Here is a 24455-nt window from a genome sequence, read left to right as displayed (position 1 = left end):
CCTTGAAGGATAAAAAATGAGAATGGCTATATAGCGCTACAGCCACTTGGCTGACCGGGCTCCCATGCCCGGGCGCATTTATGCCCCCAGTCTACCAAAACACCCACATAAACACACAGGAAATCCCCCATCTGGACGGTTTTCTTCAGGGCCCCTGAGGTTTTAGTGGATTCTAACCAACGGGTCACAACTACCCAATGGTAAGAAAATCGTCGGGCCAAATAGTGCCCTCTACGATATTTGGGCAGCTTTTATTGGGTTATCCCCTGCACATAGGTGCGCAGGGCACGTTCCGCATCAAGCCCGCAGGAGCGGGCAGCATCTACTAAAGCATAAAGATAAGCCCCAAGCTCCTGTTCTGTACCGAAGGCAGGAGGCTGCCCACCAGCGTCCGCAGGGTTCACATCAACCCCGGCAGCCTCAGCTTTCTGCCCGACCTTAGCGGCAAGAGCGAGCGCAGGCAGGGCCGGGGGTAGCCCGTCGAAGGGGCCGGTGCGTTCAGGTTTTTCAGCTTTTTTGAGGTGGTCCCAGGCCTCGGAGATGTCGGTAGCGCTCAGATTTTCGCGCCTATCTGCCGGGGCCCCAAAGACGTGAGGGTTGCGGCCTATCAGCTTGGCAGCTAAGCCATTGATAACCTCCTGCATGGTGAAGCCGCCCTGCTCTGCGGGGGTTTCTGAGGCCATGGTGGCATGAAAGATGACGTTGAGGAGCACGTCCCCCAGTTCCTCGCGCAGCAGGGGCAGGTTGATTCCGCCAGGTGCTTCAACGGCCTCAGCGACCTCGTAAGTTTCTTCGATCAGGAAGTGCATGATAGAGGCGTGGGTTTGGGCCTTGGTCCAGGCGCAGCCGCCGGGGCTGCGGAGGGTGTGCATGAGCCCCATGAGGTGCTCAAAGCTGGCTCCTAGACTATCTGGGGTGGAGCTTGCGGTGTTTTCCTCTGCCACGGCTGGCCTCACTCCCCCTGGGCCTGGGCCCGTGTCTGATTCGGGGCCTGCTCTGGTGCCTGGCGGCCCGGTGCCTGGGTTTGGCCTGGTTCTTCCAAGGCTAACTGCCCGTAAGCGCTCTGGATGCTAGCTAACAGGGCCTGCTTCTCATCGAAAGAGCAAAAGGCCCCATTAACGGCGTTATAAGTGACCTCAAAAAATTCAGGTACGCCAAACCCGTGGTGGGTGGCCAGTTCAGCAAATTCGCGGGTCATGCTGGTAGCGCTCATAAGCCGGTTATCGGGGTTAATAGTGACCGCAAACCCAGCCTGTAACAGCAAGGCAACCGGGTGCTCCTCATGAGTAAGGGCCGGTTCAAAGTCCTTGCCCTGCCCCACCCTGCTCGCCTTTTCCGCAGCGTCAGTCTGCAGGTTAGAGCAAGGGCAGGTCTCCAACACGATACGGCGGTTTTTCACAGCCTCAGCAACCTCACCCAGTTGCAGGACGCTCTGGGTGGGGTCAGCACCGGGCATTAAGGACCCATCGGGGTCAATCTCTGCCAGTGTGCGGGCAGTAATATCTTCGGTGATGCGCACACCGTGCCCCAAGCGTAGGGCGCGGCCGGTTACTAGGGCCTGGCGGATAGAGGCCAGGCCGAAGGCTTCACCGGCGTGGAGGGTCACCGGCAGGAAGTGCTCGGCGGCAAGGTTGAGGGCATCGGCGCATAAAGCTGGGGGGTAGCCGTCCTCAGGCCCTGCCAGGTCAAAGCCCACCACGCCCAGCGCCCGGTACTTTAGGGCAGTTTTCACGACCTCGAGGGAATTCTTCTGGTGGCGCATGGCGCAGAGAATCTGGTTGACCAGGATTCGCCCACCGGCCTTAGCGACCTCTTCCATGCCGTCCATCAGGCCTTCTGCTACCGCCTCAACAGCCTGGCCCAAGCTCAGCCCACCGCGCAGGTGCTGTTCGGGGGCCCAGCGCACCTCACCGTAGATAACACCGTCAGCAGCTAGGGTGAGCACGTGCTCGCGGGCCACCCGGCGCAGATTATCGGCAGTTTGCAGGACCGCTACGGTATGCTCAAAGGTCTCTAGGTAACGGGCCAGGGAGCGGGAGTCCGCTGCTTGTTTGAACCACTCCCCCAGTTCCTGCGAGTCGGTAGCGGGCAAGGTGTGCCCTATCTCTTGAGCTAGTTCGATAAGGGTCTGGGGTAGCAGCCCACCATCGAGGTGATCGTGCAGGCAGACCTTGGGGAGTTTCTGTAACCAGGTCAGGGTGGGGGCGGGGGTGCTCATGCCGTCTTAGCTCTTTCAGTAAGGGGCCCGCCCCGAAAGGGTTGGGGCTCTTTCGGGGCGGGGTATATCAGGGGAGGTAAGGGCCTAGAAGGTCCAGGAGGCCAGGGCCTCGCTCATGTGGGCCGGGATGTTCTCACCGGTGCGGGGGAACATGCGTAGCTCCTCAACGTACTGCTGGGCAGGTAGGTGCTCAGGGTAGCGGACGAAAGCCTCCTCATCGGCGTAGTCAAAGGAAACGTCAACCGGCGTGCCAGGAGTGAAGCGGATGTTAATAGCCAGGGGTGAGCCGTGACCTTCCTTGTAGGAGTCAGCCTTGAGCTGCAAAATGGCCAGGGTTTCTTCGGGGACGAGGTCGAAGGTGCGCACCTGCTCCCAGAAGCCCTTACGACGAACATGGGTCAGGGCATCGTAGTAGGACCCTAGAGTACGTACACGAATCAGCACGGTAGAGACGTCGCGGGCGCTACCTTCTGCCCCGAAGAGGGCCTGGTAGGCAGGGGCGAAACGGGAGACGACCTCAGCTTCAGTGAGTACCAGGTTGCCGCTGGCCTTCTTGGTGGTAGAGGGCTTGGGCTGGCTGTGGTCAGAGAAGGAGGGGGCAACGTCCACGCTGGTGCTGCTCATGGGCGCATCCAGGGTCGGTGCGGACGCGGGCAGGGCAGAAACCGGGGTGTGTGTATCGGGTTCTTGGGGCTGGTCCTCGGTCTCAAATTCGTTGTCGTCCAGGTGGGCTGGTAGCTGGCGACTCTCAGTCTCTTCGTCAGTGGGCTGGTCAGTGCTATCTTCTGCGCCAGCTTTTTCAGCGGGACTTGCATCGTCTGCGGAAGTTACATCATCTGCGGGAATACCCTCAGCAGATTCCAGCTCAGCGGGCTCTACATCAGCAGACTCGTGTGCAGCAGGCTCTACATCAGCAGACTCCTGTGCAGCAGGCTCAGCAGGTACTTCCGTTACGGTCACTTCTGAAGAGGCCACCACCTCAGCATCAGCGCCCTCAACGGGGGCAGGGGTCACAGCTGTCTCAACTGGGGTTTTGTCCTGGGCCAGGCGAGCTGAAATACGGCTCATACGGTCTTCAAGCTGCTGCTCCGGGGTACCACCCATATCAAGGGCATAGTTGAGGTTGTGGGTCTTGCTGGTGGAGGTGTTCATGAAAGAAGCGTGCACAGCCGCGTCACTGCCGATAGCAGGATTGACCACAATCAGGGCCCGGTTCCAGGCGCCGCGCTCACTCTTTTCTTCCTCCACATAGAGGTCAGCTACAGCCTGGAACCATTCGGTATCGGGAGTGACCAGCCCAGACTCTACCTCCTGACCCCGCTGGTAGAGGGTGTACTTCATCTCCCCAGCATTCTGGGTCAGGTTCAAAGTCACTTGGCCTTCTGTCTTGGCGCGCATGAGCTTAACAACGGCCTTAAGACCCTCACCGGCGCCGGACTGAGCAGGGCGAAGTGAGGCAGGGGCAGTAGCCTCAGATATCTGAGAGGTGGGAGCCTGCTCAGTGTCAAGGCTAGTTGCCAGAACATCCCGCTGGGCGGTCTGCTGGTCAGAGGCAGGTACCTGAGTTTTTTTGCGGCTAAATAGGCCCACGATTTTTCTCTTTTCTTGCAAGGTCAAAGATAGCTTTAAGCGTTGATTCTATCGAGAATCAGGCCGGTAGGGGTGTAATGGTCGCCGATAGCCCAAGCGCCTTTGAGCGATTCCAAGGCTCGGGCAAAGCGTTCAGGGGTGTCAGTCATCAGGGTCATCAGAGGCTGGCCTGCGGTGACGGTGTCCCCGGGCTTAGCGTGCAAGTTGATACCTGCGGCCAGTTGCACGGGGTCTTCCTTGCGGGCCCGCCCTGCACCCAGACGCCAGGAGGCCATGCCCACAGCTAGCGCGTCCAGGCGAGTCAGGGTGCCGCTGGTCTCTGCGTAGATAGTATGAGTTTCACGGGCCTGAGGCAGGGGCGCATCAGGGTCACCGCCCTGGGCTGAGATCATCTCACGCCACTTATCCATGGCCCGCCCATCGGCTAAAGCTTCAGCCGGGTCAGCGTCGATACCAGAATTTTTTAGCATGACGCGGGCAAGCTCCACGGTGAGCTCAACAATATCGTTAGGCCCACCACCGGCAAGAACCTCAACAGATTCCGCAACCTCATTAGCGTTACCAACCGCCAGACCAAGTGGAGTATCCATAGCGGTCAGCAAGGCACTGGTTCTCACACCGGCCCCTTGGCCCAGCTCCACCATGATCTCAGCCAGTTCGCGGGCGCGGGCGGCGTCCTTCATAAAAGCACCAGAGCCGACCTTGACGTCCAGCACTAAAGAATCGGTACCCTCTGCAATTTTCTTGCTCATAATTGATGAGGCAATCAGGGGAATAGCCTCAACCGTTGAGGTAGTATCGCGCAGCGCATAGAGCTTCTTATCGGCAGGAGCCAAACCAGAACCAGCGGCCGAGATGACCGCACCAACCGTACCCAGAATGTGGAGAGTCTTCTCATTAGAGATATTGGCCTGCCAGCCAGGAATCGCCTCAAGCTTATCTAAGGTTCCCCCGGTGTGGCCTAGGCCGCGGCCAGAAAGTTGAGGTACCGCCACCCCATACACGGCCACCAATGGGGCAAGAGGCAGAGTAATTTTGTCGCCCACACCGCCGGTTGAATGCTTATCTGCGGTAGCAACCTTTTTACCGGGCCCAATAATAGATGAGAAGTCCATACGTTCACCAGAGCGAATCATGGCATCGGTCCAGCAGGCAATCTCTTGCCGGTTCATACCGTTCAGAAAAATAGCCATAGCCAGAGCACTCATCTGCTCATCGGCAACACAATCACGGGTGTAAGCATCAATCACCCAATCAATCTGCTCCTTGGTGAGGGTTCCTCGGTCGCGCTTAGTGCGGATGATATCTACGGCATCAAAAGCTTCAGTGCTCAAGCACCCACCTTTCCGGCTGGGGTGTAGCGTCACTCCCCTACCTTCTCTTGCCATCCTGTTAGGGTCTTATCTTCCAGTATGCCAGTTCACGCCCCAGTGCAGGGCCCCAAAGAGGTGCCAGATCACAAATAGTCCAGCAACTTAGGAGGTAGCTAGACGGTCAGGGCCAAAAGCATCCGGCAGCATCTGCTCAATGGTCAGCACCCCACTAGTAGAACGCAGAAGCATACCGGGGGCACTGTGCTCATAGAGCAACTGACGGCACCGCCCGCAGGGCATGAGAGCCTTCCCCTCCTTATCAACGCAGGCAAAGGCAGCCAGCTTGCCGCCACCGGTGCGGAAGAGCTCAGACACCAAGGAACATTCGGCACAAAGAGTCAGCCCGTAAGAGGCATTTTCGATATTAGCGCCAGTAATCAGACGCCCATCAGTGGTCAGGGCAGCCGCGCCCACCGCGAAGTTGGAGTAGGGCGAGTAAGAGTTCGCTAGGGCTGCGGTTGCAGCAGCGGTGAGCTGGTCCCAGTCAATCTCTTGTGGAGTCATTGGTATCTTCCTTTGCAAGTTTTCTATCAGCACGGGGAGGCGGACGCCCCGGTAGCCGAAATTTAAGAACGTTAAGACGGCAGTGGCCGCTACCCCATGTGAAGGTAGCGGCCACCCGTCCGTCCGGACCTACTCCTTGATGTAGGGCTTACCCACAGCGGCAGGGCCACGGGAGCGCCCAACCAGGCCCGCCACCGCGAAGATAGTGACCAAGTAGGGCAACATAGCCAGCAACTCGGTAGGCACACTAGTGCCCAGAATAGAGAGCACAAACTGCAAGTTGAGGGAGAAGCCAAAGAGCAGAGCCGCTGAGAGAGCCCCAATAGGAGTCCAACGGCCGAAAATGAGGGCAGCAAGGGCGATGTAGCCTTGGCCGGCCGTCATATCAGAGTTGAAAGCTGAAACAGAAACCAGGGTGAAGAAGGCCCCACCCATACCTGCTACAGCACCCGCCAACAGGACGTTGGTGGCGCGTAGACGGTTAACGTTCACGCCCAGGGTGTCAGCAGCCTTAGGGTGCTCACCAACTGCACGAGTGCGCAACCCCCAGCGGGTCTTATTCAGGGCGAACCAGATGAGAGCTACCACCACATACATGAGATAGACCAGCACGTTCTGGTTGAAGAGGACGGGCCCAAGCACCGGAATCTCAGAAAGCCCAGGGATAGCGAAGGCCGGTAGCTTGGGAGCTGAGTTGAGGGTGGCGGCGTTAGGTTCAAGGACGCGGGCATAGAGGAAGCCAGTCAGACCTGAGACCAGCACGTTGACCACAACACCAACGATAACCTGATCTACCAGGTACTTGATGGAGAAGAGGGCTAGCAGGGTTGAGACAAGCATGCCACCTACCATGGCTGCTAGAAGACCTGCCCAGGGACTGCCGGTGGTAGAACCGACAATGACGGCTGAGAAGGCCCCTAGGAGGAGTTGACCTTCAATTGCGATGTTAACGATGCCAGAGCGCTCACACAGTAGGCCGCCCATGGATCCGAAGATCATGGGGATGGAGAGAAGCACGGCGCCGTTGAGTAGGGAGACGAGGGAGAGTTCTGGGTTGGTGGTGGAGCCGATGGCCCAGATGAGTAGGCCGGTGGCGAAGGTCAGCCAGAAGAGGGGCGCTACCCAGCGGCCTAGGGGTTTGCCAACCGAGGTGGTAATCAGGGCGTAGCCTGCCAGGGCAAGCATAATGGCAGAGGCTACCCAGCCGTAGATGTGGGGATTGATGCTCAGGGGCCGGGCGGAGAACCAGCTCACCCCCTCTGAGATGCCCAGGCGTAGGGTGCTTTGGGGGGCGCGGAGGGCGATGAGGTAGGTAGCAAGAATTGCAAGGACGCCGTAGATGGCGGTGTTCTTCCAGTTTTTAACGGCCTGTTTTTCTTGGGGTTTGGTGGTGGCGGTTTTTGAAGTTGCGATGACGCTCATGGTTATGCCTCCACGGCCTTCTTTTTAGCTGTCTTCTTTTTCTTGGGTTTGCCGGTGGGGTCAGGCAGGCGGAAGATGGCCCGAACCAGCGGGGGTGCGGCAATGAAGAGCACAATCAGGGCCTGAAGAACCAGGACGATATCGATGTTGGTTCCGGTGGCAACTTGCATGGTCACGCCGCCTGCGCGGAAGGCGCCGAAGAGGATGGCGGCGAAGAAGGTGCCCCAGGGGGTGGAGCGTCCTAGCAGGGCTACGGTGATGGCGTCAAAGCCTAGTGAGCCTGCGATGCCGATGGTGATAATTTTTTCGGTACCGGAGACTTGGGCGGTACCTGCCAGGCCTGCGAGGGCACCGGAAATAGCCATGACGATGATGTAGCCGGAAGCAACTGAGATTCCGGCGGTGCGGGCGGCGTTGGGGTTAGCACCAACTGCGCGCAGGCGGAAGCCGGTGGTGGAGCGGTTCAATAGCCAGCTAACGAAAATGACGGCCACGATGGCAACGAGGAAACCTAGGTGCAGGCGGAAGGGGTTGCCCAGGAGCAGGGGGAAGACTGCGTTTGCGGGGAGGGAGTCGGAGATGGGGTTGGAGCTACCGGTGGCTTGGAGGACAGGGGTTTTGAGCAGGTAGGTCAGGAGGTGGGCGGCGATGTAGTTCATCATGATGGACAGGATGACTTCGTGGGCCCCTGTCTTGGCTTTGAGGAGGCCGATGGTTCCACCCCAGAGGGCACCGCCGATGATGCCGCCGAGGATGATGAGGGGAATCATGAGGGGCAGGGGTAGGCCTGCGTTGAGGCCAACCCAGCCGGAGACGATTGCGCCGAGAATGATTTGGCCCTGAGCACCGATGTTGAAGAGCCCTGCGCGGAAGGAGAGTGCTACGGCCAGGCCCGCAAAGATGAGCGGAGTGGCCATAGTGAGGGTTTCGGTAATGGGTCGGATCTGTTGGGCGAAGCTTCTACCCTTGGGGTTGTAGATTGCGCCCTGGAGAAGGGCTAGGTAGGCCTGGTAGGCGGCGTTCCAGCCTGCGCTGAGGGTGTCCATGGGGCGGGCGAAGAAGTAGGAGGCCGCTTTCTGGGTGGCCGGGTCGGTTACTGCAATCAGTAGCCCACCGACGATGAAAGCTGCTAGAGCTGCGCCGATAGACAGGCCGATGCTGCCACCTGCGATGCGGGTAAAGGTGGTTGGCTTCTGTGTGGCTACTAGCTGGGAGGGAGCGTCCTGGGGCGGGGTTTTGACTGCTGTGTCGGCAGCAAGGGCAGGGTCTACCTGCGGGTTTGCGGGCTTATGCTCGCTCATTCTCTTCTCCTTCTGCCCAGGGGGTCTTGGGGGTAGGTGCCGTGTGTGCGGCGTGGGAAGTACTGGGAGTTTCTTGGTGGTCTGTAGAGGCTGCCAGGGCTTCTTGGTAGGTGGCTCCTGCCATCATCTGGCCAAGGACGGAGCGGGGTGTGCTGGGCGGGACGATGCCCATGAGCTCGCCGTGGAAGAAGACGGCGATGCGGTCAGCAAGCCCGTAGACTTCATCGAGTTCGGTGGAGACGATGATAACGGGCACGCCCTTGTCTCGTTCTTCGACGATGCGTTTGTGGATGAATTCGATGGAGCCGACATCGACGCCGCGGGTGGGCTGGGAGGCGACGAAGAGTTGGAGGGGGCGGGAGAGTTCGCGGGCGACCACAATTTTCTGTTGGTTACCGCCAGAGAGAGTTGAGGCGGCGTGCTCCTTGGAGCCCATACGAATATCGAACTCTGTGCCTACTCGGTCAGCGTTTTCAGAAATTTTGGTGCGGTTGAGGGTTCCGGCTGATGAGAATTCTTTGGTGTCGAAGAGGTCCAGGACCAGGTTCTCTGCAATGGAGAAGGAGCCGACCAGGCCGTCCTTGCTGCGGTCTTCGGGTACGAAACCTACACCTGCGCGAAGCACCTGTTTGGTGGTCTTGCCTAGTAGCTCGGTGCCGTTGAGTTTCATGGAGCCGCTAGCCTTGGGGTGCAAGCCGATGATGGTTTCTGCTAGTTCGGTCTGGCCGTTGCCTTGCACACCGGCGATGGCAAGAATTTCTCCGCCCTGGACGGTGAAGGTGACGTCTTTGAGCAGGGCCAGTCCGTTATCGGCGACCAAGGAGAGATTTTCTACGGCGAAGGTCTGGTCGTTGGTGTGGGCCTCGTCCTTATCGACGGTGAGTTGCACCGCCTTACCTACCATGAGCGAAGCTAGCTCGGTGGTGGACATAGAGGGATCTGCCTGACCGACGACCTTGCCGCGGCGGATGACGGTGATATCATCTGATATTTCGCGCACTTCGCGGAGCTTGTGGGAGATGAAGAGCAGGGACTTGCCGTCTTTGCGGAGCTGGTCCATGATGCCCAGGAGCTGGTCAGTTTCAGAAGGGGTGAGCACGGCGGTGGGCTCGTCTAGAATCAGGATTTCTGCATCGCGCACCAGGGCCTTGATGATTTCCACGCGCTGTTGCACACCCACGGGTAGGTTTTCCACGATGGCGTCGGGATCAACGGCGAACCCGTAGCGGTCTGAGATTTCTCGAATTTTACGGCGGGTGGTTTCTAGGTCCAGGGTGCCGTCTTTAAGAGATTCGGAGCCTAGGGCGACGTTTTCGGCGACGGTAAAGACGGGTACCAGCATGAAGTGCTGGTGTACCATGCCGATACCTGCAGCCATGGCATCTGAGGGCCCGGAGAACTCAACTGGCTGGTCGTCGATAAGCATCTGCCCTTCGGTGGGCTGGTAGAGGCCAAAGATGACGTTCATGAGGGTGGATTTGCCTGCGCCGTTTTCGCCCAGTAGGCAGTGGACTGTGCCGGGGCGGACCACAAGGTCGATGCTGTCGTTCGCGGTAAAGTCACCGAAGCGTTTGGTGACCTTGCGCAGTTCGAGTTTCATGGGGTGGCTTTCTGTGTGAGAACCGGGCACACGCTACAGCCGGGTGAGGGCTGCAGAGTGAAGGAGCGTTTGTTGCCTAGTTTAGCGGTTGAGACACCTATCGCTAAAGGCTACTTGTCGAGGTAAGTTCGTCGAGGTAAGTTCGCGAGACAGACAAAACGGCTCACGCCCTCATGGGTGAGGGTGTGAGCCGTTATCTAGGAGTCCACAGCCAACCTACCTGCCTAGGCGGTGGGGGTACCTGCGGTTTCGACCTTAATGGTGCCAGAGATGATGTCTTCCTTGATCTTGTCGAGCTCAGCCTTGGTCTCACCTGAGACTGCTGAGTCGAAGTGGTGGAAGGGAGCCAGAGCCACGCCGTCGTTCTCCAGGGTGCCGATGTAGGCATCGGAGGTGAAGTTGCCGTCCAAATCTGCCTTGATGGTCTCGGTGACGGCGGTGTCCATCTTCTTGAGGATAGAGGTCAAGATGATGTCAGCGTACTCAGGGTTGGTTTCAACACCATCGGCGTCAACCCAGACAACGGAGGCGGTGTGCTCAGGGTTGGTGGCGTTGTATTCCTTGACTGCTTCGAGGGTGCCAGCGCCTACAGGGCCAGCTACGGGCAGGATGATGTCAGCGCCCTGGTCCAGGAAGTTCTGGGTGTTGACCTTGCCCTTTGAGGCGTCATCGAAGTCCCCGGTGAAGGTACCTGACTGGTTCTGAGTGTTCCAGCCCAGCACCTGCACGTTGGTGCCCTTCTGCTGGTTGTAGTAGGCAACGCCCTGGGCGAAGCCGTCCATGAAGATGGTAACGGTGGGGTACTGGGCGCCGCCGTAGGTTGCGACCTTACCGGTCTTGGTCTGGGAGGCAGCCAGGTAGCCTGCCTGGAAGGCAGCCTGGGCGGTATCGAAGATGATGGGGCGCACGTTGTCCAGTTCGATGGAGTTATCATCGACGATAGCAAAGTGCATATCGGGGTTCTGGCTTGCTACTTCTTCGGTAGTCTTGGCCAGGTTGAAGCCGACGGTGATGGTCAGGTTGCAGCCTGACTGGACCATCTGGTTGACGTTGGGGCCGTAGTCGGTGTCTGATGAGGACTGAGCTTCTTTGAAGTCAATACCGTAGTCGGTAACAGCGTCTTTCAGGCCCTTGTAGGAGTTCTGGTTGAAGGACTTGTCGTTGAAGCCGCCGAAGTCAGAGACGATACAGCCCAGGTAGTCGCTGTTCTCGCCGGAGGCTGAGGATGAGTTTTCGGGGGCAGCGCCACATGCTGAGAAGAGCAGGGCTGAGATACCCAGGATGGAACCGGTGGATGCAAGGTGCTTACGTGAGAAAGCCATGGAGGTCCTTTTCGTACAGCCCTGAAAGCCAGCGGCGCATCATTGACGCCGTCTATATGCGAGTGCTACTTTCAGAGAATATTTTGCGTAACACAACACATCTTAGTGTGATTTATCTTCCTATTCACCCCCTATTCATCAGACAGGAAGTGAATCACGTAACAAAACACTGCTCTTTCACGGAAGAAAACAGCGTTTAGGCTAATCACACGCACAAGCAGACACCCCCGCCCAGCAGCGTCCTGCGTCATACCTGAAAAAATTTTCTAAAAACGCCGGCCAGCAAAAAATGAAGGTTAACTGCGAGATAGCTCCGTGCGGATAGCCCGCAGAGCCGTCGCCGCCATAACCTGCACCCCATACCCGATAGCACGCTCATCAGGTGCATAATCGCCCCGGTGCAAATCGTAGGTAACACCACCGGGCACACGAGTACCCAGGCGGATCAAAGCACCAGGCACCTCCTGCAGCATCCAGGCGAAATCCTCTCCACCCATGGACTGCTCCACCAGCACCACAGAGTCCTCCCCCAGTTCCGCACGCGAAGCAGCCTCAATCATGGCCACCTCATCTTCGACATTGACCGAGGGCGGAACCCCCCGGTAGTGCTCCAGCTCAACCTCTACGTTATAGGGGGCAGCAATTTGACCGACCACCTCATCGAGCATGGTACCAGCCTGCCGCCAAGCGTCCACATCTAAACAGCGCATGGTACCGGCAAGGAAAGCGGTAGAAGGAATAGCGTTAGGAGCAACCCCCGCCTCAATCTGCCCCCAGGCCACCAGCACCCCGGAGCGGACGTCCGTCTTACGGGAAAGCACCGCAGGCACGTTAATAGCAATTTGAGATAGGGCATAGATAACATCTTCTGTCAGATGGGGGCGGGAGGTGTGCCCGCCCCGGCCCTTAAGAATAATTTTGATGGTGTCTGATGCACTAGTAATTGCCCCAATGCGGGTGCCAATTTTGCCCACATCCACCTTAGGTTCGCAGTGCAAGGCAAAGGCACGAGGCACCCCTTTAAGAACGCCCTGAGCAATCACATCCACTGCCCCACCAGGTAGTTGCTCCTCAGCTGGCTGGAAGATTATACGCACCGTACCACCTAGCGGAATCTCGCTGTGCAAACGGTGCAAAGCAATAGCCACACCTAGCATGACGGTCTGGTGAATATCGTGCCCACACGCGTGCATGATCCCATCTATCTGCGAAGCGTAGGGCAAGTCGGTTTCTTCTTGAATGGGCAGGGCGTCTATATCTGCGCGCAGGGCAGCAGCCATGGGGCCAGAGCCTACATCCACATAGCAGCCGGTTCCCTTCAAATGCTGAGGGTGTAGCCCTGCCTCAGTGAGCGTGTGGAAGATACGTTCAGTCGTCTTATTCTCCAGGTAAGACAGCTCAGGGTTCTGATGGACGCTCCTGCGGAACTTAATAAGTTCAGGCACGAGAGAGCGAATGCGCTGGGCAAAGAAAGGAGCGCTTAGATCCAAAGAACTTGCAGCAAAAGAATAGGAGGACATGTATATAGAGTAGCCCCAATACCCCTGCTCCCTGAATTGTTTGTCTATAGGGGGCAGCAGACTCACAGCGAAGCTGCTGGCTCGGGGCTGGCGTGAATCGCTTGTGAGCGCTAGCGAACCAGCGAGAGGGTCGGCAGCGAGCGTGAGTCTGCCGCACCAGCATTCCTTCGTACAAAAAAGTCGCGCTCTACAGGGATATGGAGCGCGACTTTCTACCGGTGTTTAGAGGGAGCGAGCCAAGATAGCTTGCTTAACCTCGGCAATGGCCTTAGTTACCTCAATGCCTCGCGGGCATGCCTCGGTGCAGTTGAAGGTGGTGCGGCAACGCCAGACGCCTTCCTTATCGTTAAGAATCTCAAGGCGCATGTCACCGGCGTCATCACGAGAGTCGAAGATGAAGCGGTGGGCGTTGACGATAGCTGCCGGGCCGAAGTACTGGCCGTCAGTCCAGAAGATGGGGCAGGACGAGGTGCAGGCCGCGCAGAGAATGCACTTGGTGGTGTCATCGAAGCGGGCGCGGTCCTCTTGGGACTGGTGGCGCTCACGCTCTGGCTCATGGGTGCCGTTGATTAAGAAGGGCATAATCTCGCGGTAGGACTGGAAGAAGGGTTCCATATCTACGATGAGATCCTTTTCGCAGGGCAGGCCCTTGATAGGTTCAACGATGATGGGCTTAGACAGGTCAAGGTCTTTGAGCAGGACCTTACAGGCCAAACGGTTACGACCGTTGATGCGCATGGCATCAGAGCCACAGATACCGTGGGCGCAGGATCGGCGGAAGGACAGGGAACCGTCAATCTCCCACTTAATCTTGTGCAGGGCATCGAGTACACGGTCGGTGTCGTACATGGTCAGCTTGAATTCGTCCCAGTGGGCCTCTGCTGACTCTTCAGGGTTGTAGCGGCGAACTTGTACCGTCACGTCGAAAGTGGGGATAGCGCCCGCTTCGCCTGACTCAGACTCTAGCTCAACCTTGGATTCGGGTTCACGTGCTTCAAATTCAGCCATTTTAGTACTTACGCTCCATCGGTTCGTAGCGGGTGAAGGTCACGGGCTTAGTGTCAAAGCGTAGGCCCTTGATGCCTTCCATCTCGGCGTTCTCATCGAGGTAGACCATTGAGTGCTTCATGAAGTTGGCGTCATCGCGTTCAGGGTAGTCCTCACGGAAGTGACCGCCGCGGGATTCCTTGCGGTGCAGGGCCGCAATAGACATGACCTTAGCTAGTTCCAGCAAGAAGCCCAGCTCAACTGCTTCTAACAGGTCAAGGTTAAAGCGTTTGCCCTTGTCCTGAATCTGGATGTTCTTGTAGCGTTCTTCCAGTTCAACAATCTTATCGACGGCCTTGTGGATGGTTTCTTCGGTGCGGAAGACCTGCATGTCTGTGTCCATGACCTCCTGCAGTTCCTTGCGGAGCTGGCCCACCTTTTCGGTGCCTTCACCGTTACGGATCTGGTTGAGCAGTTCCAAGGTGGCATCTGCGGCGTCCTCAGGGATGGGCAGGAAATCGGTGGAGGCTGCGTATTCTGCCGCGTACATGCCAGCACGCTTACCGAAGACGTTAATGTCGAGCAGGGAGTTGGTGCCCAGGCGGTTGGAACCGTGTACTGAGACGCAGGCTACCTCACCGGCAGCGTAGAGGCCGGGGATGGTGTCCTCAGAGTTGGCGTGTACCTCTGCCTTGATGTTGGTGGGAATACCGCCCATAGCGTAGTGGGCTGTGGGGAAGACCGGTACCGGCTCGGTGTAGGGTTCTACACCCAGGTAGGTGCGAGCAAACTCGGTAATATCAGGCAGTTTCTCGTCGATGTGGGCGGGTTCAAGGTGGGTGAGGTCCAGTAGGACGTAGTCCTTGTTGGGGCCGCAGCCTCGCCCTTCACGAACCTCGTTAGCCATAGAACGGGCCACGATATCGCGGGGAGCCAGGTCTTTAATGGTGGGGGCGTAGCGTTCCATGAAGCGCTCACCGTCAGAGTTACGCAGAATACCGCCTTCACCGCGGGCAGCCTCAGAAACCAGAATGCCCAGACCAGCAAGGCCGGTGGGGTGGAACTGCACAAATTCCATATCTTCTAGCGGGATGCCGTTACGCAGGGCGATGGCCATACCGTCACCGGTGAGGGTGTGAGCGTTGGAGGTGGTCTTGAAGATTTTGCCGCAACCACCGGACGCGAAGATAACGCTCTTGGCTTGGAAGACGTGCACATCGCCGGTAGCTAGGTCGTAGGATACGACACCTGCCGGGCGGCGGACGCCGTCCTCATCTTCTACCATCACAAGATCAAGCACGTAGTACTCGTTGTAAAACTCTACGTTGTGCTTCACGCAGTTCTGGTAGAGGGTTTGGAGAATCATGTGGCCGGTGCGGTCTGCTGCGTAGCAGGCGCGGCGTACTGGGGCTTTACCGTGGTCGCGGGTGTGGCCACCGAAGCGACGCTGGTCGATGCGGCCTTCGGGGGTGCGGTTGAAGGGAAGGCCCATCTTTTCTAGGTCAAGCACGGCGTCGATGGCTTCCTTAGCCATGACCTCTGCGGAGTCCTGGTCTACTAGGTAGTCGCCGCCCTTGATGGTGTCAAAGGTGTGCCATTCCCAGTTGTCCTCTTCGACGTTGGCCAGGGCTGCGCACATACCGCCTTGGGCTGCACCGGTGTGGGAGCGGGTGGGGTAGAGCTTGGTGAGCACAGCGGTGCGGACGCGCTGGCCAGCTTCGATAGCGGCTCGCATCCCTGCGCCGCCTGCGCCGATAATGACGACGTCGTACTTATGTACCTGCATTGTCTGGTTGCTTCTTTCTAAAATCTAGAGCGCCAATAGCTTAGGGGGCGGTGCAGATGGAGGGCAGAAGTTCTGCGGCAGCACCGGCGGGGCAGGGGTCAAAGGTGAAGATGACCAGGGTGCCCAGCAGAATAACGAAAGCTGTGGCTAAAAAGAGGGCTATCTTCAGTACGAAGCGTACCCAGTCCTTTTCGGCATAATCATCGATGATCACGCGGATGCCGTTAGCCCCGTGCAGCATAGCCAGCCACAGGAGCAGCAGGTCCCAGACCTGCCAGAAGGGGTTTGCTAGCTTACCGCCGACGAAACCGAAGTCGATACGGTGTACGCCTTCACCCATCATGAGGTTGACGAAGAGGTGGCCAAAAATCAGAATGACCAGCAGAACGCCAGATACTCGCATGTAGAGCCAGGCGAACATCTCAAAGTTGTTGCGCTTAGAAGAGGCCCGATTGTATTTGACACCTGAGACGGTGTTGTCGCGGCTGCGGGGAACCGAAATCTTGGTTTTCAGAGGAGTTGCCATGTCTTAGTGACCCCCAAAGACGAGCATGATGTGACGGATGAGGAAGGGAACCATGACCAGAGCCCAGAGCACTAGAACACCCCAGAGCATAGCTTTTTGCTTCCGGGCACCGTTCTTCCAGAAGTCCACCAGGATAATGCGGATGCCGTTAAAGGCGTGATAGACGATAGCTGCCACAAGGGCTGCTTCGCCCATACCCATAAGGGGGTTCTTGTAGATGTGCATGACAGCGTTGTAGGCCTCAGGAGAGACGCGGACGACGGCAGTATCAAGCACGTGCACTAGCAAGAAGAAGAAAATGGCGATACCGGTGATGCGGTGGGCAACCCACGACCACATGCCTTCACGGCCGCGGTATAGCGTGCCCTTGGATGTATTCGGCACTGGATAACCTCCTGTGTTACGAAGTGACACACCGACAGGTTCAACCCGTTAGCGCACCTACGCAACATACGTATTGTGTGTTCTACTCAACATTAGATTATCAGGTTTTCAGGTCACTTACTTACAGCGTGTCACCACTCATCAGGCCAGTTTTTTGCGCCATATTAGAGAAGATTTTTATGGCTTTAAACTACCTTTCGGGAGCTTCGTAGGGTAATTGCCATAAAGATTTAGAGCAAAAGTGACTCTTATCGTATATGCAGGGGAAAAGATTTCATCCTTATGCCGTCAAATCTCGGTACACTGTAAAAACAATGAGAACACCACTTGAACGGTTCTACCCCCTCATTCCGGCCGGCGGCGTAGGGTCCCGCCTATGGCCCCTCTCTCGCGCCGTAGAACCTAAATTTCTGCTTGACCTGACCGGGACAGGTTCATCCCTGCTCCGCGCCACCTACGATCGCTTGGTTGACCTTGCAGCCAACGGCGTCCTTGTCGTCACCGGCCAGGCCCACGCCAACGCCGTCACCCAACAGCTTTCAGAGCTACGCGGATCCGACCTGGTACTCGAGCCCTCACCCCGCGATTCCGCTGCCGCCATCGGCCTAGCCTGCGCCATCCTGCATGAGCGCGACCCTGAGGCTATCATCGGCTCTTTCGCAGCTGACCACGTCATCAGCCCTGTTGAAGAATTCCAGGCTGTAGTACGTGAGGCTGTCCATGCTGCTGCCTCCGGCAAGATTGTCACTATCGGTATCGAGCCCACTGAGCCTTCCACCGCCTTTGGCTACATCAAGGCAACCCAGAACCTGGGGCTAGAGGATGCTCCCAGCGTCCTGGCTGTTGAGCAGTTCGTTGAAAAACCCGATCAGGCCACCGCCTCAGAGTATCTAGCCAGTGGCGACTACACCTGGAATGCTGGCATGTTCGTAGCCCCAGCTTCCCTCATGTTGCAGCACCTTGAAGCCAACGAACCGGAACTTTACGCCGGAATTATGGAAATTGCTCGCGCCTGGGATACCCCCGCACGCGAAGACTGCATGAACCGTCTCTGGGAGACCCTACCCAAGACCGCCATCGACTATGCAGTAGCGGAACCCGCCGCAGCAGCCGGAGATGTAGCTATGGTCCCTGGGCGTTTTAGCTGGGACGATGTGGGCGATTTTGATGCTGTGGCCCGCCTGAACATCGAAAAGAGCGGTGAAGAGCTTTTCGTGCTGGGAGATAAGTCCAGCGTCATGAGTGAAAGCTCCACCGGCATCGTGGTTAACAAGACCGGCCGCAAGATTTCGGTCATTGGCATCGACGATGTAGTTGTGGTTGATACCGCAGATGCCCTGCTTGTTACCGTGCGCAATGACGCCCAGAGCGTGAAGAACACTGTCAATACTCTCAAAGAGCTGGGCCAGGGCAACCTGCTCTAGTGCATTAGAGATAAGAGAGGGCCCGCACCGGTAAAAGGTGTGGGCCTTTTTTGAGAGCAATATTGTGTAAATGATTCTCATTTAGTTTAGACTGGTGTGCATGCACAAAACCTCTCATACTCTCTTTACCGTTGTCAGCGCTACCCTAGCTCTTGCCCTTGCAGGCTGCGGGGCAGCGAACACCTCAGCTGACACCGCAAACTCAGACAAGCCCAGCGCCACTGCAACCGCAGAACGCCCCGTCATCACCGAAGCCTCCACTCCCTCAACCCGCATCGCCCTGACCTACGATGGCGGTATCATGATCGTGGACGGCAAGACCTTCGAGGTCATCGAAACCATCGAAAAAGACGGCTTCTTGCGCCTACAGTCCGCTGGCGACAACCGCCACCTGGTCGTAGCTGACGGCTCCTCCTTCACCATGCTCGATATGGGCGCCTGGTCACAGAAGCACGGCGACCACGGCCACTCATACACCACCACCCCCACCCTGACTAACCTCAGCTTCGCAGCTGACGGCACCGGCCACGTCATCACCGACCACGGTCGCAGCGCCATGTTTGCAGATCACACCGGCACTATCGAAATCTACAACCCGGCAGAACTCACCGGCGAAGATAACTACACCGCCACCAGCCTGACCACCGAAACCATCAAGCTACCCCAGGCCCACCACGGCCTTGCCATCCCCCTGGATAACAACCAGTACCTGGTTTCAGTTGGCACCGAAGAAGCCGGCACGGGCGCTGCCGTCATTAACGCTGACGGGTCTGTAGTCACCGAGAACCTGGAATGCCCCGGTATTCACGGTGAAGCTATCGCCGCAGATGACACTTTCACCCTTGGCTGCCAGGACGGCGCTCTCATCTACAAGGATGGCGCTTTCACTAAGGTCTCCAACCCCGAAGACCCCTACTCACGTTCAGGTAACCAGTTCGGTTCAGCAGACTCAGCTATCGTACTTGCTGACTACAAGACCGATAAGGACGCCGAACTCGAACGCCCCGGCCAGTTCGCCCTGATTAACACCATCACCAAGGAACGCACCAAGGTTGCCCTACCTGAGGGTGTCTCCTACACCTTCCGCTCCCTGGCCCGTGGCCCTGAAGGCTCCCACCTGGTTTTGACCACTGACGGTAAGCTGCGTTTCTGGGCTGAGGACGGCACCGAGCTGGGTTCCGTTGACGTTGTAGCCCCCTGGAGCGAGCCTGAGGACTGGCAGGAGCCCCGCCCCGCTATCTGGGTTGACGGTGAAACTGCTTACGTGACCGACCCCGCTACTAAGAAGCTGCACGTTATCTCCCTGGCAAAGATGTCTGAGGGCACCGCTGAAGTTTTCGCAAGCGCTGACCTGCCCCAGGTACCCAACGAGATTAACGGTATCTCCCGCAACGCCCACCTCGTCACTGACCACGAAACCGACTTCGGCCACGACGCCTAAGCCCTGGTAGAAAAGTCTCTGGTAGAACAAGCCCTATAGCAAGGGCCCCCTACAAAAGACCCTGCTTCTTCACCCATGTGAACTGCTCCCCATTTGTTGGACCAACAGAACAAACTCCAACAAACGGGGAGCATTTCTCATATGCACACGAAGTTCTCTCACCCAACATCAAAGAGAACAACTCATCGAATCAGGGGTTCCCAGTATCAGCATTCCAGTTAGAAGAAACTAATTGAATCGGTCAGGGGGTGCTCATTCCATACCGTGTAAGGGTAACGGTTACGATAATGCGGTGATGGGGAATTTCTTCAGCCACCTTAAATCTGAGATATATTACGGAGAAAGTTCCGCCAATGTTGAGGATTGGTGTCAGGTAGTTGATAAATATATATGTTGGTACAACAATGGCAGGGGCAAGAAGCGCTTCAAGGGTCTGGCTCCGTTGGAGCACCGGAGCCATGTTTTGAATATCTTAGCCGCCTAGAATTTAGCTCAGTCCAACTTTCGGGGCTCGTCCAGAAGACAAAATCTTTAGACCTTGAACTTAAGTACAACAATAGGTAGTCCTCTTCTGAACTTTTGTATATGCACCTCAGGGAGCCTAATACTCCACAATAGATAGCAGGACAACAGTTCACCTCACGACGTTAAGGACTCCGAACCATGAAGAACATCCGCAAGGCGCTGGCTTTTACCTCTGTCGCCGTTGCTCTCATCCTCGGGTTTTCACCTGCGCAGGCTACTTCATTTCCACGGAATATCGATGTTCAGATTTCCTCAGCTTCAGTAGCTATCGCACCCCCTGCCTTCTTTGGCTGGCTTTGCAGAATAGGAATATGTGACTAACATTCATATATTCCGAAGCAGTATGGCGAAAGGGTTTGATAGCATAAACCCATGACGACAAGCCCCCGTAGTATCTCCAACAAGAAGTGGTTTCCTCTTGGTCCGCCCATGAGGGCACTGTTTATTTGCCTGGTATTTATCTTTGTTACGGTCGATTTATCTTTGGGGGTCTATGAAAACACAGATACTCAGAATCGTGTATGGGCTATTGCGATTGCCTATCTACCCGTTTTTATGATGGGGTTTGGGCTCATGCCCGGCATTTATGGCTGGTATTTTTCTCTTGCGAACATTACGGTACTCTATAGCGATTCCGGTTTTACCTGGGCTGGATTCTCATCAGCCGCAATTCTAGTATCTGTGTACTGCGCTTATCTGGCGCCAAAACGTCATGTCATAACGTTCGGCATTGTTCTATGTGCTTTTGTTGCATACCCGAGCTGGGGGTCCGATGTTTCAATCGCTCAGCTCTTCACATCATCATTAGCACTGTTTTCATACGCCGCAGGATTAGTACTCAGAAAATTCCGGCTTCAGCGAGAAAAAGACCAGCAAAAGATTATTGCTATTCGGGAAGCCCAACTCCAGGCACGGAATGAGGAACGCACTCGTCTTGCCTACGAGTTACACGATATTGTTGCGCATGAAGTCACCATTATCGCTATGCAGGCACGACGCGCACAGTTCGCAAAGAATTCAGAAAGTACAGCCGCTATTCTGACTGGAATCGGGGATTCTGCAAGTCAAGCGCTCGAGGATCTTCGCAAGCTGGTGACTGTCCTTAAAGCTGAGAAAAATGACTCGCCTGAGGGCGAACTACCCGGTGCTCCCCAGGCGGAAGAGAATCTATTGCTGGGCAGCACCCGACTTTCAGGGGAAACCACTTCAGCAATGGCTCTCACCCACGATTTACATAAAATATCTGATGCTCTAGAAGGTGCAGGTTTTACTGTTACCTTGATTGTTAATGGGGATGTAAGCCTTATTCCTTTGGCATCACGTCAAGCGCTACGACGTACAGCTCGCGAGATAGGAACCAACATTCTCAAGCACGGTTCCCCTGATGGATCTGTAAAAATTGACCTTACGGTGGGGCAACATAACGTCATGCTATCCTCAGAGAACGTTATCTCTCGCAACGAACCTGTTTCTTCATCTTTGACTGGGTTAGAATCAATGAAGGCTAGATTTCACGACTTAGGCGGAACATTGTCTTATCAAGATGATGGCGGCGTGTGGAGAATCCAGGTCAGTCTCCCCCTGCCTAAAACTATGTCCAGGGTTTAGTTGCCACTTTAGCTTGTTTACACGTAGCGAAGGAACTATTCATGGTTAAAGTCCTCCTTGTAGATGATGAATCCCTCATTCGTAATATTTTGAGGGATTATCTTTCCTCTGATGAAAGCCTGGAAGTGGTAGGGGAAGCCTCAAATGGCAAGTTGGCGATTTCACAAGCAAGAGCTTTACAACCAGATGTGATTTTGATGGACATGCAGATGCCTCTGATGGACGGTGTTGAGGCAACCCAGTATATTCACCATTCTTTTCCTGATATAAGAATATTGGGGCTGAGCACCTTTGCCACTGATCGCTATGTTGTTGATCTCTTACGAGCCGGTGCGTCAGGTTACCTGGTGAAGGATTCTCTCCCTGAGGAGGTCACCAGCGCAATTCATACCGTTTACGCCGGTGGATCCGTGTTGTCCCCTGAGGTAACCCGTTATGTGGTGCAGGGGCTTGAACAATCGATACCTACTGAGATTTCCCCCGATGAAGAACTCATGTCTCTTCTTACCGCTAAAGAAATAGAGGTTATTGAGCTTCTCGCCCGCGGGTTGAACAATAAAGAGATGGCTGCAGAACTTTTTGTTACTGAATCAACGATTAAAGCGCGTTTTGTGAAAATTATGGAAAAGATGCAGGTACGCGACAGAGTTCAGATTCTGGTTAAAGCTATTGAACACAACCTCATCAACCTAAAAACCTGGTAAATCCATAAATTTACTATTTTTTAACAAGGTCAAGCCCTAGAACAGCTCCAATCGGATAGACCAATTCAGCGAAAGCTGGGGCAAGATTCTCTAGGCTAAGGCTGTTGATACGATGTGTATCTAGTAAAGCGTCAATACCCCAACCCATCACGCTGTACTGCGTTAAAAACCTTGCTAAATTATCGGGTGCCAGACGCGGGCGGCTGAGATTACTGAAAGAAAACTGTTTAACCTGCTCAAATTCCGTCCTACTATAATTTTCAGGAATACTAATAACTGCCTTTGCTGTGTTCTCTAGAACTTCTAATATCTCTCCGCTTTCGCTATTTTCTCCACTACAGCTCCAGATGATACGTGGTTTCCCTTCAACCAATGCGCGCATCGGCTGAAGGCTAATCCTAGCGGGTAGACACGACGCCACAAACGGGTTCATAGGATTCATGAGCAAACACATGGCAACAAAGGTTTCAAGGCTTCCCACTTTGGCGGCTGGCTCCGGGCCTGCGATGATGATATGTTCTGTTGAGCCTTTCTGGTATCGCTGAAGGTTTGCAGTTACTTCCTCTGCCTCAGTTGTAGGGGGAACGCAAAAGGCGGGGAAGCTCTTTGCCACAGCTTCAGGAGCAACAATGACAACTGTTGCTTGGCCACTAGAAATATCAGGATTCTCATCAAAAATTTGAGTAAAGTGCTGTATCCAAGTTTGCACATTCGTTGGGTTCATCACAAATGATGCTAATCCTACCTGCTGATTACTATCCCGTATGATTAGTAGGGGTTGGCTACCTACGACCAAGTTGGTCTGCTCCACAGCAGCTATCACCATAGCTTCTAGATAATTCTCACGAGCGGCAGCAGGCCAGCCAACTGTCATAAAAGTATGCTCTGACCTGTGATCGCTGACAGTAATGAGGGTGTAGTTCTTCGGAGTAAACATAATGGTATTCCTCTTAGGTATTAGTGCCGATAATTAGGGAAGCAAAAACCTGGTTTTCAAAAGAGTCGGCAGCTTTATTGGCTAGTTCCCGTAGAGTATCCGTCTGATTTTCGATATTACGGAGGCGCCTTGTTAATCTATAGATATAGTGAGGGTCATATCGAATAACAGCATCACGAGCCATTACACGAGAGATTTTCTGATCGTTATAAATATTGCTTTCCAGCCGAAGAATTGCTCTCTGAGCAGCAAGTTTCACAGCACTATCCGAAGCTGTTTTAACCGAGTTAAAACGGTCGGCAGGTTCCAGAGGGGCATTGGTGTCATCAACAAGAACAAAAAGATCATCATATGGTGTATCAGCAACGCCAAAGATACCCGCACTTGCATCTAATGCCCGCACACCAGACAAGGTTTCTGCCACCAGCAAGCTACCTAGTAAATGAGGGCTGATTATATCTGTATCGACATTACGGGTCACGGAAATCCTTCGTGAACCCCATTCTACGGGCTGGTTCAAATAGCTAGTGACGCTTCGCTGGATAGGCTGGCCAGCACCTTTCCTCTGACTTATTTTTGCAGTGGCAGCACTATGTGCATGGTGAACTAAACCTAGTTTGGCCAAGGCTCTTTCAACATAACCGAACACTTGTTCAGCAGGGAGCGGGCTAATAATTACTACAACGGACTCGCCCAGCTGATAGTAACGCTGATGGATGTCGGTGAGGGCAGTGGTGGTGGCTCGTTCACGAAGCCCCAAATCACCGCTACCATCATGCCCGTTAGCATAATCAGACCAAAACTGACCGGTAAGGTGTGGCCAAGGAAGAACTCCACCAGGTGCTTTAGCCAGTCTGTGGAAGCGTTCGGTGGCAACTGCTTGAACTTGGTCGTCAAGCTGATGGACTTTAAAGGCAGGAAAGAATACCTGTTCTAGGATTCTATGTAGCGAAATTTTCAAATAAATTGGGTTGCCTGTCTCATAGAACTCGGTGTAGTCCATATGCGTATTACCGCCGAGAATTCCTCCTTCACTTGAAATAGCAGTGCCTCGCTGGTCAGCTGTAGAGGCATGAGAATCCTGGTAAATCATGTGTTCGATAAGGTGAAAGAACCCTTCTTGCCCAGGTTCCTCGTCACGCATACCAGCAGGTACTGCCAAACTGATAGAAAAATTAGTTGCCCTTTGATCATGAACAGCGATAGCACGTAAACCCTCGACTATAAGCTCTTCATGGCCGTGATTTTTCAGGAGTGTACGGTTAAAACTCATAAGAAGTTAC

The 24455-nt window shown here is 55.4% G+C and carries 21 protein-coding genes; 5 read left to right on the top strand and 16 right to left on the bottom strand.

What is annotated here, in order from left to right; genetic code table 11:
• Positions 1-251: 251 nt before the first annotated feature.
• The 14 genes from ACEE09_RS03315 to sdhC all read right to left on the bottom strand — a co-directional run bounded on the left by ACEE09_RS03315 (position 252) and on the right by sdhC (position 16533).
• A complete protein-coding gene (locus ACEE09_RS03315) occupies positions 252-944 on the bottom strand; it encodes a MazG nucleotide pyrophosphohydrolase domain-containing protein (protein WP_449082052.1) in 693 nt (230 codons plus the stop codon).
• Positions 945-952: 8 nt separating this feature from the next.
• Positions 953-2218 carry an adenosine deaminase gene (locus ACEE09_RS03310; protein WP_449082050.1) on the bottom strand — a complete coding sequence of 422 codons (1266 nt, stop codon included), beginning with the start codon at positions 2216-2218 and terminating at the stop codon, positions 953-955.
• 84 nt (positions 2219-2302) lie between these two features.
• Positions 2303-3808, bottom strand: a complete 1506-nt coding sequence (locus ACEE09_RS03305) for a hypothetical protein (RefSeq protein WP_449082049.1) — start codon at positions 3806-3808, stop codon at positions 2303-2305.
• A 35-nt stretch (positions 3809-3843) separates the two neighbouring features.
• Positions 3844-5142: a thymidine phosphorylase gene (locus ACEE09_RS03300; protein WP_449082047.1), complete on the bottom strand. Its 1299-nt coding sequence runs from the start codon at positions 5140-5142 to the stop codon at positions 3844-3846.
• Between the two features lie 141 nt (positions 5143-5283).
• Positions 5284-5685 (bottom strand): cytidine deaminase, encoded by a 402-nt coding sequence (locus tag ACEE09_RS03295; protein ID WP_449082045.1) that lies wholly within the window; start codon positions 5683-5685, stop codon positions 5284-5286.
• Positions 5686-5814: 129 nt separating this feature from the next.
• Positions 5815-7107 carry an ABC transporter permease gene (locus ACEE09_RS03290; protein ID WP_449082043.1) on the bottom strand — a complete coding sequence of 431 codons (1293 nt, stop codon included), beginning with the start codon at positions 7105-7107 and terminating at the stop codon, positions 5815-5817.
• 2 nt (positions 7108-7109) lie between these two features.
• Entirely contained in the window at positions 7110-8408 is a 1299-nt protein-coding gene (locus tag ACEE09_RS03285; RefSeq protein WP_449082041.1) for an ABC transporter permease, read from the bottom strand.
• Positions 8395-10008, bottom strand: coding sequence for an ABC transporter ATP-binding protein (locus ACEE09_RS03280; RefSeq protein ID WP_449082039.1), 1614 nt, complete (start codon positions 10006-10008; stop codon positions 8395-8397). Before ACEE09_RS03280 ends, ACEE09_RS03285 begins: the two co-directional genes overlap by 14 nt.
• Before the next feature lie 224 nt (positions 10009-10232).
• Entirely contained in the window at positions 10233-11330 is a 1098-nt protein-coding gene (locus ACEE09_RS03275) for a BMP family lipoprotein (protein WP_449082038.1), read from the bottom strand.
• A gap of 296 nt (positions 11331-11626) precedes the next feature.
• On the bottom strand, positions 11627-12850 hold the full coding sequence (locus ACEE09_RS03270) for an amidohydrolase (RefSeq protein ID WP_449082036.1): 1224 nt from the start codon (positions 12848-12850) through the stop codon (positions 11627-11629).
• 222 nt (positions 12851-13072) lie between these two features.
• A complete protein-coding gene (locus ACEE09_RS03265) occupies positions 13073-13858 on the bottom strand; it encodes a succinate dehydrogenase iron-sulfur subunit (protein WP_449082034.1) in 786 nt (261 codons plus the stop codon).
• A 1-nt stretch (position 13859) separates the two neighbouring features.
• Entirely contained in the window at positions 13860-15623 is a 1764-nt protein-coding gene (gene sdhA, locus ACEE09_RS03260) for a succinate dehydrogenase flavoprotein subunit (RefSeq protein WP_449082032.1), read from the bottom strand.
• A gap of 40 nt (positions 15624-15663) precedes the next feature.
• Positions 15664-16149: a succinate dehydrogenase hydrophobic membrane anchor subunit gene (locus ACEE09_RS03255; protein WP_449082030.1), complete on the bottom strand. Its 486-nt coding sequence runs from the start codon at positions 16147-16149 to the stop codon at positions 15664-15666.
• Positions 16150-16152: 3 nt separating this feature from the next.
• Complete coding sequence (gene sdhC / locus ACEE09_RS03250; RefSeq protein ID WP_449082028.1) at positions 16153-16533, bottom strand: succinate dehydrogenase, cytochrome b556 subunit; 381 nt, start codon at positions 16531-16533, stop codon at positions 16153-16155.
• Positions 16534-16847: 314 nt separating this feature from the next.
• On the opposite strand from sdhC, the gene ACEE09_RS03245 reads away from it, so the two are divergent.
• The 5 genes from ACEE09_RS03245 to ACEE09_RS03225 all read left to right on the top strand — a co-directional run bounded on the left by ACEE09_RS03245 (position 16848) and on the right by ACEE09_RS03225 (position 22235).
• Positions 16848-17957, top strand: coding sequence for a mannose-1-phosphate guanylyltransferase (locus ACEE09_RS03245; RefSeq protein ID WP_449082026.1), 1110 nt, complete (start codon positions 16848-16850; stop codon positions 17955-17957).
• 100 nt (positions 17958-18057) lie between these two features.
• Positions 18058-19398: a hypothetical protein gene (locus ACEE09_RS03240; RefSeq protein WP_449082024.1), complete on the top strand. Its 1341-nt coding sequence runs from the start codon at positions 18058-18060 to the stop codon at positions 19396-19398.
• A 295-nt stretch (positions 19399-19693) separates the two neighbouring features.
• On the top strand, positions 19694-19882 hold the full coding sequence (locus tag ACEE09_RS03235; protein ID WP_449082184.1) for an IS3 family transposase: 189 nt from the start codon (positions 19694-19696) through the stop codon (positions 19880-19882).
• 413 nt (positions 19883-20295) lie between these two features.
• The gene (locus ACEE09_RS03230) at positions 20296-21531 is read left to right on the top strand and encodes a sensor histidine kinase (protein ID WP_449082022.1); all 1236 of its coding nucleotides are present in this window, start codon (positions 20296-20298) and stop codon (positions 21529-21531) included.
• 41 nt (positions 21532-21572) lie between these two features.
• Positions 21573-22235: a response regulator gene (locus ACEE09_RS03225; RefSeq protein WP_449082020.1), complete on the top strand. Its 663-nt coding sequence runs from the start codon at positions 21573-21575 to the stop codon at positions 22233-22235.
• A 13-nt stretch (positions 22236-22248) separates the two neighbouring features.
• Here ACEE09_RS03225 and ACEE09_RS03220 read toward each other — a convergent pair whose 3' ends face one another.
• Together ACEE09_RS03220 and ACEE09_RS03215 are read right to left on the bottom strand one after the other, a co-directional pair.
• Positions 22249-23172 (bottom strand): hypothetical protein, encoded by a 924-nt coding sequence (locus ACEE09_RS03220; protein ID WP_449082018.1) that lies wholly within the window; start codon positions 23170-23172, stop codon positions 22249-22251.
• A gap of 13 nt (positions 23173-23185) precedes the next feature.
• Positions 23186-24445: a M16 family metallopeptidase gene (locus tag ACEE09_RS03215; RefSeq protein WP_449082016.1), complete on the bottom strand. Its 1260-nt coding sequence runs from the start codon at positions 24443-24445 to the stop codon at positions 23186-23188.
• Positions 24446-24455 lie beyond the last annotated feature (10 nt).

This window comes from Rothia sp. 88186D007BW, assembly GCF_053544215.1.
This window is presented reverse-complemented; position numbering and strand designations above follow the sequence as displayed.